Origin of the sequence: Bacillus sp. OxB-1, assembly GCF_000829195.1 — a bacterium.
In the GTDB taxonomy this organism is placed as follows: domain Bacteria; phylum Bacillota; class Bacilli; order Bacillales_A; family Planococcaceae; genus Sporosarcina.
The window spans coordinates 263,759-277,276 of the sequence record NZ_AP013294.1; the positions used below are offsets into that span (position 1 = coordinate 263,759).

At 47.2% G+C, this 13,518-nt stretch carries 12 protein-coding genes, 1 pseudogene and 1 riboswitch; of the genes and pseudogenes, 7 read left to right on the top strand and 6 right to left on the bottom strand.

Features of this window, described 5'->3' with window-relative positions:
• The first annotated feature begins 45 nt into the window (after positions 1–45).
• On the top strand, positions 46–621 hold the full coding sequence (locus OXB_RS01515) for a beta-class carbonic anhydrase (protein WP_041071275.1): 576 nt from the start codon (positions 46–48) through the stop codon (positions 619–621).
• 130 nt (positions 622–751) lie between these two features.
• Here OXB_RS01515 and OXB_RS01520 read toward each other — a convergent pair whose 3' ends face one another.
• Complete coding sequence (locus tag OXB_RS01520) at positions 752–1,297, bottom strand: GNAT family N-acetyltransferase (RefSeq protein WP_231860338.1); 546 nt, start codon at positions 1,295–1,297, stop codon at positions 752–754.
• 303 nt (positions 1,298–1,600) lie between these two features.
• On the opposite strand from OXB_RS01520, the gene OXB_RS01525 reads away from it, so the two are divergent.
• Positions 1,601–2,362: a tryptophan-rich sensory protein gene (locus OXB_RS01525; protein WP_052483817.1), complete on the top strand. Its 762-nt coding sequence runs from the start codon at positions 1,601–1,603 to the stop codon at positions 2,360–2,362.
• Between the two features lie 43 nt (positions 2,363–2,405).
• Here the strand turns inward: OXB_RS01525 and thiT are convergent, their stop codons facing one another.
• Positions 2,406–2,960: an energy-coupled thiamine transporter ThiT gene (gene thiT, locus OXB_RS01530; protein ID WP_041071281.1), complete on the bottom strand. Its 555-nt coding sequence runs from the start codon at positions 2,958–2,960 to the stop codon at positions 2,406–2,408.
• Between the two features lie 105 nt (positions 2,961–3,065).
• Positions 3,066–3,169, bottom strand: a riboswitch (TPP riboswitch).
• A gap of 104 nt (positions 3,170–3,273) precedes the next feature.
• On the opposite strand from thiT, the gene OXB_RS01535 reads away from it, so the two are divergent.
• Positions 3,274–3,612, top strand: a complete 339-nt coding sequence (locus tag OXB_RS01535; protein WP_041071284.1) for a DUF4870 domain-containing protein — start codon at positions 3,274–3,276, stop codon at positions 3,610–3,612.
• A 331-nt stretch (positions 3,613–3,943) separates the two neighbouring features.
• Positions 3,944–4,711, top strand: coding sequence for a type I methionyl aminopeptidase (map, locus tag OXB_RS01540; RefSeq protein ID WP_041076111.1), 768 nt, complete (start codon positions 3,944–3,946; stop codon positions 4,709–4,711).
• A 72-nt stretch (positions 4,712–4,783) separates the two neighbouring features.
• Here map and OXB_RS01545 read toward each other — a convergent pair whose 3' ends face one another.
• From OXB_RS01545 to OXB_RS01560, 4 genes are all read right to left on the bottom strand, one after another.
• Complete coding sequence (locus tag OXB_RS01545; protein ID WP_041071287.1) at positions 4,784–5,926, bottom strand: DEAD/DEAH box helicase; 1,143 nt, start codon at positions 5,924–5,926, stop codon at positions 4,784–4,786.
• A 63-nt stretch (positions 5,927–5,989) separates the two neighbouring features.
• Complete coding sequence (locus OXB_RS01550) at positions 5,990–6,766, bottom strand: aspartate/glutamate racemase family protein (protein WP_331711233.1); 777 nt, start codon at positions 6,764–6,766, stop codon at positions 5,990–5,992.
• Between the two features lie 92 nt (positions 6,767–6,858).
• Complete coding sequence (locus OXB_RS01555) at positions 6,859–7,899, bottom strand: lipid II:glycine glycyltransferase FemX (RefSeq protein ID WP_052483818.1); 1,041 nt, start codon at positions 7,897–7,899, stop codon at positions 6,859–6,861.
• A 53-nt stretch (positions 7,900–7,952) separates the two neighbouring features.
• Positions 7,953–9,173 carry a carboxylate--amine ligase gene (locus OXB_RS01560; RefSeq protein WP_041071290.1) on the bottom strand — a complete coding sequence of 407 codons (1,221 nt, stop codon included), beginning with the start codon at positions 9,171–9,173 and terminating at the stop codon, positions 7,953–7,955.
• Between the two features lie 373 nt (positions 9,174–9,546).
• Between OXB_RS01560 and OXB_RS01565 the strand changes: the two genes are divergently transcribed.
• The 3 genes and pseudogenes from OXB_RS01565 to OXB_RS19380 all read left to right on the top strand — a co-directional run bounded on the left by OXB_RS01565 (position 9,547) and on the right by OXB_RS19380 (position 13,480).
• Complete coding sequence (locus OXB_RS01565) at positions 9,547–11,283, top strand: methyl-accepting chemotaxis protein (RefSeq protein WP_041071293.1); 1,737 nt, start codon at positions 9,547–9,549, stop codon at positions 11,281–11,283.
• Positions 11,284–11,467: 184 nt separating this feature from the next.
• Positions 11,468–12,511: pseudogene (locus OXB_RS19375) on the top strand (cache domain-containing protein); the annotation flags it as partial.
• A gap of 180 nt (positions 12,512–12,691) precedes the next feature.
• The gene (locus tag OXB_RS19380) at positions 12,692–13,480 is read left to right on the top strand and encodes a methyl-accepting chemotaxis protein (RefSeq protein WP_442852893.1); all 789 of its coding nucleotides are present in this window, start codon (positions 12,692–12,694) and stop codon (positions 13,478–13,480) included.
• The last annotated feature ends 38 nt before the right edge of the window (positions 13,481–13,518 follow it).

The window sequence follows — 13,518 nt, forward strand, 5'->3', positions numbered from 1 at the left end:
TATGGTTGAAGGGACAGCAAATCCAAACGGGGTAGGTGTAGAAAAATGGCACTTTTAAATGAAATCTTGGACTTTAATGCATCATTCGTAAATGAAAAGAAATATGAGCAGTATGCAACGACGAAATTTCCAGATAAGCGAATCGTTATTTTAACTTGTATGGATACCCGTCTTACCGAGCTATTGCCGAAGGCGATGAACTTGAAGAACGGCGATGCAAAAATCATCAAAAGTGCCGGTGCCGTCGTAAACCATCCATTCGGTGGGATTATGAGAAGCATCCTGGTCGCGATCTATGAACTCCAGGCCGACGAAGTGTATGTTATAGGACATCATGACTGTGGGATGAGTTCAATCGACACAGACCGCATCACCAAAAATATGACAAACCGCGGCATTGATCCGGAAGTCTTCCATACCCTAAAATATTCGGGAGTGGATATGAAGAGTTGGCTGCATGGATTCAGCGACGTGACAGAAAGCGTGAAAAAAAGTGTGGAAGCAATACGGAATCATCCCCTGATGGATACAAATGTGCCGATCCACGGCTTAGTCGTCCATCCTGACACCGGCCAGCTGGATGTTATTGTCGAGGGCTATCAATCCGTAACCGAGAATTGATCGGGAACTGACAAATTTCCCGATTTCCCGGGAAATATGGAATCTACGAAACAATAACAGAAGCCACTTCCTTTCACAGGAAGTGGCTTCTCATCTTTGTCACCCATCTTCGGAATGGGGCCTTGCCCTTTCAATAATCGTCTTCCACCATTGCATACATATAATGATCTTCCCATACGCCGTTGATGTAGAGCAGTTTGCGCAACAGCCCTTCCCGCGTGTAGCCCGACTTCTCCAACACTTTGACGGATCCCGAGTTCCGCGGGGACACAAATGCCTCAATCCGATGCAGCGCCAACTTCTCAAATGCAAATTTTGTCACGAGATCGAGCGCTTCTGTCCCTAATCCTCGGCCGGTTTCCGCCTTATCTATTGAATATCCGACAAATCCACTGGAAAACGGAAGCCTTTTAATGCTATATAAGGAAATATGGCCGATCAATCTGCTCGTTTCAGCATCAAAGATACCGAAGTTGTATTCCCGTCTGTTCCTCATTTGATATAGCGCTTCTCTTATTTTTTCCCGCTGGACCGATACTGTGAAGTAACTGTCCTCATGGCGCGGTTCAAACACCGACCAATACTCCCGGTTCGCACTGAGCAACGCCGTAAAAATGACAGCGTCCTCTTCAGTCAATATTCGTAAATAACAAGATCGCCCTTCAAGCAATATCAATGACATCCACCCTTTTGCGAAGATACACCCGGAATTTGGCGTGTTTGACATTAGTATGCCGCTACTAGCCTTAATTTTTACGTTTGTATCCTGTTTATCTCCAGTGCTCCGATAAAAAACCCGCATCACTGAAGAAATCGTTTTCAATTTCCACTTTACGGTAGAAAACACCGAATGTAAGTTACATTTATTATATCATGAATTTTCCATATGAGAAATATTGCATTTGTGACGGAAACTTCATACTTTTGATGTTCCGCCTACCTGTTTGGAATGTATACTGTACAGTAGGAGGAATAGACGATGACGAAAATGATGATGACCTTTTCCCTCGTCTGTATGGTGGCTGTTTATTCGGTCGCTAATTTTTTGCCTTTAAACGGCAGGACGACATGGGAAATTGCATATAGGTTACCCATACTTTTTACACCTGCAGGCTATGTTTTTACCATTTGGATACTCATTTATGCTTTATTGGGTTTTTGGATATATGGCTTTTATAAGAAACCGAGCCCTTCCCGATCCATTTCACGACTTCGTGCAGCTCTTTTTACGTTGGGTTGCCTGTTCAATATCGCTTGGATTTTATTATGGCATTACAGTTATTACACTCCGATGCTTTTCGCCAAAGTGATCACTCTCGGTCTTCTGCTTGCCCTCTATTTCACCTATCCTCCAAAAGAGAATTCGGTTTGGGGCAGGGTTCCGATTTCCATCTATGTTGGTTGGACATTCATCTCGACTATTATGAATTTCAGTTACGTACTGACTTACCGGGAATGGTCCGGCTGGGGGCTGAGCGATCCGCTATGGACTGTCATTTATTTGACGATTGCCGCAGCATTCGCTTTCCACTTCCTCTACCATCATAAAGATGTGGCTTTGAATTTAGTGAACATCTGGACTTTTATCGGAATCATTGTGATAAACGGAACAGATGAACTATTCGTTTCAGCCGCGGCCCTGTTTCTGATAGCGGCAATGGCAGTCGGAATCCTGATGGTGCAGAAAAATCGAAATGGACAGGAATTACCGAGCCATAGCCCAGAAAGCATAGTGAAATGAAAAATCGCCGTCTCTTCCAGTTCAGAAGAAAGCGGCGATTTTTTTATGCACGTTGCAAAAGGCGTGGTGCCGAGGTGAATAAAAGCGAAGCGACAATTGCTGATAAGATGATGGATGGTACCATGTACGCCCCGTTGTATAAAAGCGAGTACAGCCAAACCGGCTGATCCCCGGCATATTGGCCAAAAAACACCATTCCGCCGATGAAATGGATCAGATAGCGGAATAGCCCTCCGATTACAGTCCCCACGACAATCGCCGCTACCATCTTCCCTTTCTTCCCTTCCGCTTTTCCGCGAAGCAGCCATACGAGCGTCACCGCCGCGAGCCCGACGAGCGCATAGGCAACGAAATAATCCAGCGCTGCTTGTACGGGATGATACACCTTGCCTGCCGAGATCATTTGGATCAATCCGCTTAAAAAACCGGTCAACATGCCGCCGGCGAGTCCCCAGCGAAAGGCCATCACTACGATCGGCAACATCGACAGAGTGATTGAACCTCCCTGCGGCAAGGAAAATCCGATTTGGTCCAACACGAAAGAGATAGCACCTAAAATTGCAACTTCCAATAAAAATTGAAGACGTTTCCTAGACAAATGAATTCCCCCTTCCTTGAAAATGGTAGGAGGATGTGAGATTGAAAAAATGCGACTAGCCATGAAATAAAAAAGACATCCCGGATGAACGGGACATCTGATTATGCCAGTTTCCATCCACATCCCTACGTAAGAATGATCTTACAGGTTCAAAGGGTCAGGACAACTCTATGCCCAATCTCAGCCGATCGGCACCCCTTGTGGTTTTCCATGCAATTGTCCTTTCAAGTGTATAGTATTCAGAGGAAGTAAGCAAGATGATTTCATCTACTGGAAAATCCTTGTATAGTAAAAGCAAGACGGAGGGAAGCTTATGACCAATCAAAAATTATTATCGGCCTTGTGTTATTTTAGTATATTTTTCTCGCCCCTGCTCTTTCCATTGATTGTCTACTTCATTTCCGAAGATTGGGACGTGAAACAGCATGCCAAGCGCTCACTCGTTTCCCATCTCGTTCCCACCGTATTGCTGGTGGCAGGCTTCGTCCTCTTTTCATTTTCCATGTTCTCCTTTTATGAACCAATGAATGGAAGCATGGGAAGTTTTGGATTTTGGCAAATTACCCCATTCCTGTTTGTCGCCGTCTACGGTATACTTTTCCTCGTCATCGTAATCTGGAATATTATCCAAGGCGTCAAAGTGCTCAAATAAGGTTTACTTTCAGAAGTGCAGGGGAAAATACAAACAATAGTGTACAAGGAAGAAGGCGGTGGAACAATGAAAAGACTAATAAAAACAGCAATCAAATGGGCGCCTGTCCTTTACCCCATCATCCGCAAAATGATGTCGGAAAGAAAAAAATACGGCACATCGTTTCCTAAAAGATAAAACGCGGACCGCAACGCAGCGGTTACGCGTTTTTTCTCTTATCTCAAACCAGAAAAGTCTATCCCCGGTTTCATAAGTTTGCCGTCTTTTGGATTCCTGGAATATGTTATAGTATGGGATGGTAAAGAATGAACGGAAGAAAGGATTGTTCAGGATGATTGTAAAGAATGAAAAAGAAATCGAAGCGCTAAAAAAAATAGGACGAATAGTGGCAGAAATCCGGGAAGAGATGAAGCAAGCGACTGTTCCCGGCGTCACGACAAAAGAAATCGATGAGCTCGGCGGCCGTCTCTTCAAAGAAAAAGGTGCCATTTCAGCTCCCATCGATCAATATGATTTTCCGGGCTATACATGCATAAGTGTCAATAATGAAGTAGCACACGGCATTCCGGGTTCACGGGTCATCCAAGACGGCGATTTGGTCAATATCGATGTGTCCGGTTCATATGGCGGCTATTTCGCGGATACCGGCATTTCATTCGTCGTCGGCACGCCGGATGAGAAGAAACAGAAACTTTGCGATGTCGCAAAAAGCGCCTTCGACCGAGCGATGACCAAGGTGAAAGCCGGCTCCCGCCTCAATCAGATCGGCAAGGCTGTGGAACGGGAAGCGAAAGACCATGGTTTATCTGTCATTAAAAACTTGACGGGGCATGGGATCGGAACCTCGTTGCATGAAGAACCGCAGCATATCCTGAATTATTATGACGCTTGGGATAAAACCTTGCTGAAAGAGGGAATGGTCCTTGCTGTCGAGCCGTTCATTTCCGAAAAGGCCGAGCATATTATCGAGTTGGGGGATGGATGGACATTCGTGACACCGGATAATTCCCACGTCGCGCAAATCGAACACACGATCATCGTCACAAAAGACAAACCGATCATTTTGACTGCTTTGGATGATGAAACGGCATCCATTTAAGTTGCCCCGCAACGTATAATGAAAAGGCTGTTCCTGTCGCCCGAATCGAATTCGGCATAGGAACAGCCTTTTTTATTTCCCTTTGTTCTTCTGCACGGTTTTCGAATTGCCTTCCAGCAGCTGGCCTTTGTACCATGTTTTCTGGATGGGTTTCATCCCTTTCGTCAACTTGCGGTAATCGCGCTCTTCTGCGTAGGACAGGAGGGTCAATACTTCCCCGTCACTCCCTGCACGTCCCGTCCTACCGGAACGATGCAAATACTGCTCGATCGTGTGGGGGACATCGACATGGATGACATGGGTCAGCCCCTCGATATCCAGACCACGGGCACCTAGGTCGGTTGCAATCAAGACCCGGAATTCCCCTTTACGGAAACTTTCCAGCGTCTTCTGGCGATCCATTTTCTTCATATCCGAATATAAGACCCCGATCGGCGCCTCATTATGCCGCAGCTTCATCTCTTTCATATGGAGCTGGTCCACATTATTCATGAAGGCGAGGGCCCGGATTCCTTTCAAATGGGACAATCCCCGCAGCAGATCCGTTTTTTCCCGCGCATCGGTCTTCACGTAGGAGTGGACCACTTTTCCCTGCTTCGGCATTTCATCCGCGGTCACCTGAAGACGGATCGGTTCTTTCATCAACCGCTTTGCCACGATTTCGATTTCGTCCGTGATGGTCGCGGAAACCGCAATGACTTGTCTATCCGGATGGGCAGCTTCAATAAGCCCTTTCACGATAACGCGGTGATCGCGGGATAATAGCTGATCGGCTTCATCGAGGATGATCTGCCGGATATCGTACATCTTCAGCCGATTCGCTCTGGCCAGTTCAGCCAGCCGCCCCGGAGTCCCGACGACGATGGTCGGCTTCTTTTTCAAACGCTCGATTTGGCGCTGCATATTCGCTCCACCGATCAATTGCGTAACCGTGATGTCCGTCCCTTCCACCCATTCCCGGATGATGTTAACAATCTGCATGGACAGTTCCTGGGATGGTGTCATGATCAAAGCCTGTGTCTGCTTTTTAGCGCCATCGACCATTTGCAAGATCGGAAGTACATACGCCAGCGTCTTCCCGGATCCTGTCGGTGACTCCGCCACGATATCCTTGCCATCCAGCATTTCCGGTATCATCTTTGTCTGTATCGGCATCTCGGTTTCAAATTTCCATTTCGCTCTGATGTTCTCTTCCAAATTCTCCAAGAAGGACATTCTGATCCCCACTTTCATTCTATACAATCCAGTATATCCTAGCGGCCGTTTTCACACGAATGTTCACCGTTTCACTTCATATCCGCATCTTTCAATAGCCGTGTCGGCCAAGACGAGGAGTGAATCGATATATTCTTTCCCAAGTTGCAATTCCTCTCTGACGATGGACAACTCGGTGCAGCCGAGAATCACTTTATCGCAGTCCGCCTCTTTCATCGCCTGCTCGATCAGATCCCATTTTTCCCGGCTCGCCGGCCGGCCGGCTTTAATGTCGTCGTAAATGACCGACATGACGATTTCCTGGGTTTCCGGGTCAGCGATAACAGGAGTCAATCCATTGCGTTCACAAGCAAGCTGGTACACTTCCGTAGTGATTGTCCCGCTTGTCGCTAAAATGCCGACACGGTCGGCTCCCAATTCTTTCGCACGCATCGCTGTCTCCGATACCATATCGATGATCGGCAGTTGTGTGCTTTCCTGGAGTTCCGAATAGAAGGAATGCGCCGTATTGCAAGGAATGGCCAGCACTTGCGCCCCTGCCGCCTCCAAGCGCCTGCTGTCCGAGATGAGGACAGGAACCGGATTGTCCTCGCTTTCACCAAGGATGAAGGCTGTCCTGTCCGGGATATTCGTATTGTTGGTGATGACCATATTGACATGGTCTTGGTCTTTTTCCGCGGCTGTCCGTCTGACAATCATTTCGCCTATGTACATCGTGGCCAATGGGCCGACTCCGCCGATGATGCCTAATGTTTTCTTTTGCATGGTAGCCGTCAAACTTTCTGTAATAGTTTTTTTCGCAATCACTTCAAAAATTATAGCATAGGGAAAGTTCGGCAATCAATTGCACCCCTGCTGTGCTCCCCAAACGCTTCGACCCGGATAAGATGAAAGAAAAGCCATGGATGTCCTATCTCCGTGGCTTTTCTCACTCATTTTTTCATTTTCTTCTTCAATTGTTGGACTTTCGGAACGACTTTGACGAACAGATTATAGAGGAACGGTTTATACACCTTATCGATTTCCCCGATGTATTCCGTCACGCCGTCCTCTTGGCAAAAGCTGCTCTTGAAAGCATACAGTCCGTCCTGTTGGCTGTCCAAGATGAAGACGCCGCCGAGATCGTACTGCTGGGCCCCTTCCTCGATCCCCCACTTCATCATTTCATAGTTCATTAGATGGTTCGGGTTGAGGTTGCGCTTTTCATTCGTACTACCGGCGTAGAGATAGTACAATTTCCCGTGGTAATTGATCGTGATGGCACCCGCCAAATAATCTTCCTCATGTTTGACTAGGTAGATCCGCAGACCGTCATACGCCTTGCGCATCTTGACGAAATAGTCATAGGAACGGATTGTGATCTGATTGCGTTCCGCCATCGTTCTATAAATATCATAGAAGATTTTCAAGTATTCATCGCTGCGGGAATGGGACACTTCCACCCCTTTTTTGATGGCTCCCCGGATGATGTTCCGAGTTTTCTTTTTGTATCGCATCATGATCGATTCTTCGTCTTCGCCTTCCAGCTTGACGATCATGTTCAAACGCGGTTGGATCAGCTCATCCTTATCAGCGTCAACATTCCGGACGACATAGCCGGCATCCTTGTACTTCTTGTCCAGTTCTTCGGAATAAAGGATTTCGGGGTCCATCTTCAGCGCAAACGCTTTATGCTTTTTCGCCACAACTTCCGCTTCCTTCAATAATTCGGCAACGAGTGCTTCATCATGAAAGTCGCAAACAGGTCCACGAGGCGCATAGAGCAATGAAAAGCCGCCCGGCACTTTCCGGATAAGAAGGGACATGGCAGCCACGATTTCTCCATCCCGTTCCACATACACCTGTTCATTGCCCCAATCATCTTTGACGTCTGCCCAATTGGGGTCTTGCGTGAGAGCCCGATATGGGGAATTCCGGATGAACTCCTCATACCGTTTGACGTCCCTCTCATTAGCCTTGTCCAATACTGGCACTCTGGAATCACTCCTTATACCCGTGCACACAAATTCCGCTGCGATAAGCGGATTTACTCTTTCCGTTTGAAATACTTCTCGAATCGCTTGTAATAATCCCGGTAATAATTATATAACTTCAACGAACGGATGAAATTCCGATCTTTGTCGTAATACAGTGTCGAAGCGGTCTTTTTCTCGTCGATCAGCCGTTTGACCTGCTGTTTCAATTCATAGTCCATCGTATACTTGACGAGCAATTTCAATGGAACCGTATGCCAGAGCACTTCATTGCGGCCGTATTCAATCGGATTATCCCGATGATAGACACGGTCTTCCACAAGGTATTTGGCCATATTGTACCCGTTCGCCGTGACAAAATAGCTGCTGCGCCCTTGCCGGATATTCAATTCAAATATTTTATATTTCCCATCCCTACGGTCATATTTCAGGTCGATGTTCGCATAACCGGTAAAGCCGATCGCTTCCAGGAATTTCTTGTATTGATCGTAAATGTCCTGGTTGTATTCACCGACGATTCCGACGTAGTTCCCGATCAGGACCGGCGTGTAATCTTCCAGCACGACCCGGCCAAGGCACATCATCCGCACCTTCCCGTTCCGGTCGCAATACGCATTCAAGACACGCATGACGGTATCATCGCCCGGGATATAATCCTGGATGATCAGCTTTCCGTCATAGGTGGAGGAATAGATAGTATGGATCGCTTCGACAAACTGTTCTTTCGTATGTAAAACATACGCCTTTTTCTTCCCTTCGAATTGGGCGTTGAAATAGCGCATGCTATCCGACGGTTTGACGACAACCGGAAAACCGAATGGCAATTCCATATGAGGATCCATACCCTTGACGAACATGACCGTGTCAGGATAATCCAAGCCATGTTCCTCGCACATTTCGTAGAAATTTTCCTTGAAAATGATATCATCCATCATCTCTTCATCGACGAACGGAAGAATATAATACGGCTCCAAATGCTTTTTACTTCTGACGGCAAGCTCGACATAATTTTCATTGCTGGCAATTAAAAGAAGCTTTTCCGCCCGCTCATGCAGCTCGTCCTTCAGCTCCAGCAGGCTTTTTATAAACGTATTGGGATCATCGAAATTATCAAAGATTCGTTTTTCAACAATTTTACTATGCATCGTCGAAAGTAGATGACCTTTCGTCGCAATAATGCTGGTGATGCCATATTGCTCGTGAAATGCTCTAGCCATTCCATAAGCATTGTCATCCGACCCGAGGATGACAGGGAGAAAATCCGCTTTTGGCATGAATAAAACCCCTTATCAACAAGTTCTCAAGAGTATTGCCGCCCTCTCCGGGACAACTACATAACACCCCCAAGTGTATCGTACGCTTGTTTTCAAGTCAAGAAACCCCAAAAGGTCAACCCCCCACACTTAAAGTTCAATTTCATCACAGCATCCAAATTCGAGGAACTTTCTAAAGGTTCTTCGGGAAGGTGTAAAAGCTACCGAACGGCAACGATAGAAATCCTTAGTATGACGAAATACTGAAAATTGTTGTACGTTTTTTTAATTAATTCACAAATATTCGATTTCTTTTTCAGTTCTTTTCTACTATACTTATTATATATTGCAAACTTCTTTTACTTTTATTTGCAGATTTCTGGGGGGGATAGTTATGAAAACATCTGTGCGCAACAAACTGGTCGGATTAGCAGTAATTGTTGTTCTGTTACCAATCTTGTTCGTCGGGGTGATGAACTACTTCGTCGCCAAAAAGGAACTGGACCAAGTCGGACGCATCGGCCTCCAAAATGGGACATACGCTGTATTGGACTTGATCGAGGAGTTGGATTCCGAAGTGAAAAGTGGCAATCTATCATTGGAAGAGGCCCAGGAAAAAGCACGGATCCGTATCGTCGGCCCTAAAGATGCGGAAGGGAAACGTTCAATTACCAATCGGGCAAAGTATGGGGAGAACTTTTACTTCTTCGCGGTGACGGAAGAAGGGATCATCGAAGCGCATCCAAGTTTGGACGGGGTAAACGTCATTGATTTCCAAACGGATGACGGGCGCTATTTCATGCAGGAGTCCATTACCGAAGCCAAAAAGCCGAACGGCGGATTTGTTCGGTATGATTGGCCGACACCCACCAACCCCGACGCCAAGGCGCCTAAAATTACATACAGTCTGCAAGATCCGCATTGGGGATGGATCATTGCCGCGGGTACCTATGAAATGGACTTCAATGCAGGGGCTGTCAATGTACTGAAAACCTCGGTCATCATGATGATCATTGCCACAGTAATCGGGGTCGGCCTGTTCTGGATCTTCTCGGGACGAATGACTTCCTATATCAAGCGGATCATGGTCATGACGTCCGATATTGCAAAAGGGAAGCTGACAGGGGATGATATCCCGATCTTGTCAAGGGATGAATTAGGAATCCTTGCTACGAATGTGAATGAAATGAAATCCAGCTTAAATGAAATGGTCGGGCATACGCGTGAATCGTCGAACCGGATGCGGAATTCTTCTGAAATGCTGAGCGCCATCACGGAAGAGACGACAGCCTCAGCGGATGAAGTGCATCATGCCATTGCGGAGATTTCCAACGGTGCCGTCATCCAGGCGGAAGAAGCGGAAACGGCCATTGGAAAAGTGGACAACCTTTCTGATTTGATTTCCAATACGACCGAAAAATACGAAGAGATTGTCGGCGGCATGAAGACAATGACCAATTTACAGAAAACGGGAAGCGAAAAGGTGAAGGAGCTGGAACGCAATTCCGTGGAATTTACCGATGTAATCCAGGAGCTGCGGAAAAACTTCTCCCAATTGACCGACGGGATGGGGGAAATCCAAGCGATTGTCCAGACGATCACATCGATTTCCGAGCAGACCAATTTATTGGCGCTGAACGCCAGCATCGAAGCCGCTCGTGCCGGGGAACATGGAAAAGGGTTCGCTGTTGTCGCGGATGAAGTGCGGAAGTTATCCGAAGATACGAACGAAGCGACAAACCGGGTCCGGGATCTCCTCGTCCGGATCGAGGGAGATACCGCCTCTTCGGAAAACCAGATGACGCATACGCTGAAGTTATCGCATGTCCAAGTGGAGGCGATCAACGAGGCGAAAGAAGCCTTCGACCACCTGTCGGAATCCATCCAACATATCACCGGCCATCTCCAATCACTGGATGCCGATATGCACGAAATGGACGAAAACCGTCTCGTCGTCGTTAGCGCGATCAATCAAATCGCCACTGTCGCAACCGAATCGGCAGCCGCCACAGAGGAAGTCAATGCCTCAATCGATGAGCAGAAAACCGCCATCACCTCCATCATGCATTCCTCCTTGGAACTGCAGACCGAAGCGGAACGTATGCATGAATTGGTGGAACGTTTCACGTAAAAGCCATAGTTAGTAAGTGACTCGCATCGTAAAGCGAGTCACTTTTTTGTAATTGTCATAAACTTTTACTATCTCACTCCAATACGGGATTGACAGTTTTTACAAAGATTTGGGATAATTGAATTAGTTCAATAGTTATATATACACATTTTTTCAGGTTATTTGTACTGGGGGGACAATGGAAATGAAACAAAACGGGAAGAATATTAGGAGTATAGGCTCTAAGCTGACAGCGTCTATCATTCTCCTCTTGTTGACCGCCTCTGTCGCGTTCGGATTTTTCGCCTATCTGAACAGTTCGCAGGCCGTCATCGAACAAGTGGAAGTGACGTTGGGCGAAAAAGCGAAAGACATGTCGCATTTCATCGAAGAACGGTTTAACCGAAGTTTTGCGGAACTGCAAGCTTTGGCAACAAATACGGAAGTGGAAAGCATGGATCCGGACATCCAACAAGCTTTCTTACAGCAAAAGCTGGATGAGACGGACGAATACCTGACCTTTGCCATTATCACTTCGGATGGAATTTCGCATTACTTGGACGGCACGACGGCTGACTTATCCGATCGGGATTATGTCCTCGACGCCTTCAACGGCAAAACGACAATGTCGGAAGTCATCATTAGCCGCGTAACGAACGAACCTGTCATCATGCTAGCCACCCCGATCGACACGGTGACGGGAGAAGACGCCCTGCTTCTCGCACGGATCGATGGCTATTATTTAAGTGAAATTGTCGAGGAGATTAAGATGGGGGACAATGGACATGCCTTCATCATCAATGCGGAAGGTACCTACCTGGGCCATAAATTCCGTGAACGGGTAAAAGAACAGATCAATTATGTGGAGTTGGCGAAAGCTGATGGAGTCGAAACGGAAGAATCACGAGTCGTCAGCGCAATGTTAGCGCAAGAGGAAGGGATTGTATCCTACGAATCCGAAAATGGCACACAACTCCTCGGCTTTCATCAACTGGATAATGGATGGAAAATCGGGGTAATCGCCTATGAAGATGAAATGCTCACGGGCCTCTACACATTGAAAGTCCAATTTTTCATCGTTGCCCTGATCATCATGATTCTTGGAATCGGGTTGGCGGTCACGACCTCCCTTTCGGTCAGCCGGCCTGTCCAAGCAATTGTCCACATGGCGGAGCAACTGGGCAATGGAGATTTTACACAAGAGATTCCCGAGCGCTATCGTAAAAGGAAAGACGAAATCGGGACATTGGCAAACACTTTTTTCCGCTTGACGGAAAATATGAAAAGCATGATCATCCAAGTGAAGCGCAGCGCCGAGAGTGTGAACACTGCATCTGTCCAATTAAACCGGGAGACCGGCAATGTCAACGGCATGTCACGTAATATCGCATCGGCCATCCAGCAAATCGGCAGGGGGTCGGAAACGCAAATGGCCATGTCCGAAGAAAGTGCATCGGCGGTAGCGGAAATGTCTGCCGGCATCCAAGGAGTTGCTGAACTTTCTGCATCGGTTGCCAAAAACACGGATTTCATTTCAGAAAAAGTGAGTGACGGCCATGACGCTATCCAGCAAACGATCCAACAGATGGAATCCATTCAAAATGGTACGAATAAAGCGACTGAAATCATTAAGCTGCTTTCCAAAGAATCGGAGCAGATCGGCCAAATCTCCAAGATGATCACGGACATTTCTGCGCAGACGAATCTCCTTGCGTTGAACGCTTCCATTGAAGCCGCCCGTGCAGGTGAAGCGGGCAAAGGATTTGCTGTCGTGGCGAGCGAAGTGCGGGTGCTTTCCGAACAAACCGCCGAATCCGCCGCGAAAATCAACCAACTGATCGATATGGTCCAGCGCCACACCCGAGAAGCTGTGGAAGCGGCCGAACGAGGAGAAGACAATGTATTGAAAGGAACGGAAGTCATCCAACGGTTAGGGATTCGATTCGATGAAATCATTCAAGCCGTCCACCAAATCAGCAACGAAATCGAAGAGATGACCGCCGTCTCCGAAGAAATGGCGGCAAGTTCAGAAGAAGTCGCAACCTCCATCGATGAAGTGGCTGCCACCGCCAAAACGGCTTCGGAGTACGTAGAGGAAGTGACCACATCCACCGACAACCAACTACAAGCCGTCGAAGAAATGAACGCATTCACACGGCAATTGGCCGAGATGGTCGAGGAACTGCACTCCGCCATCCGAAAATTTAAGATTGAGTGAAGTGAAAAGAAGCCCCTGCCATTATGACGACATGGCAG

Bases quoted from the DNA above. Each gene is read 5' to 3' on its own strand.
- OXB_RS19380 (WP_442852893.1), top strand. From the start codon at position 12,692: ATGGCCATGTCCGAAGAAAGTGCATCGGCGGTAGCGGAAATGTCTGCC.
- OXB_RS01560 (WP_041071290.1), bottom strand. From the start codon at position 9,173: ATGCCAAAAGCGGATTTTCTCCCTGTCATCCTCGGGTCGGATGACAAT.
- OXB_RS01525 (WP_052483817.1), top strand. From the start codon at position 1,601: ATGACGAAAATGATGATGACCTTTTCCCTCGTCTGTATGGTGGCTGTT.
- OXB_RS01535 (WP_041071284.1), top strand. From the start codon at position 3,274: ATGACCAATCAAAAATTATTATCGGCCTTGTGTTATTTTAGTATATTT.
- OXB_RS01515 (WP_041071275.1), top strand. From the start codon at position 46: ATGGCACTTTTAAATGAAATCTTGGACTTTAATGCATCATTCGTAAAT.
- map (WP_041076111.1), top strand. From the start codon at position 3,944: ATGATTGTAAAGAATGAAAAAGAAATCGAAGCGCTAAAAAAAATAGGA.
- OXB_RS01565 (WP_041071293.1), top strand. From the start codon at position 9,547: ATGAAAACATCTGTGCGCAACAAACTGGTCGGATTAGCAGTAATTGTT.
- OXB_RS01545 (WP_041071287.1), bottom strand. From the start codon at position 5,926: ATGTCCTTCTTGGAGAATTTGGAAGAGAACATCAGAGCGAAATGGAAA.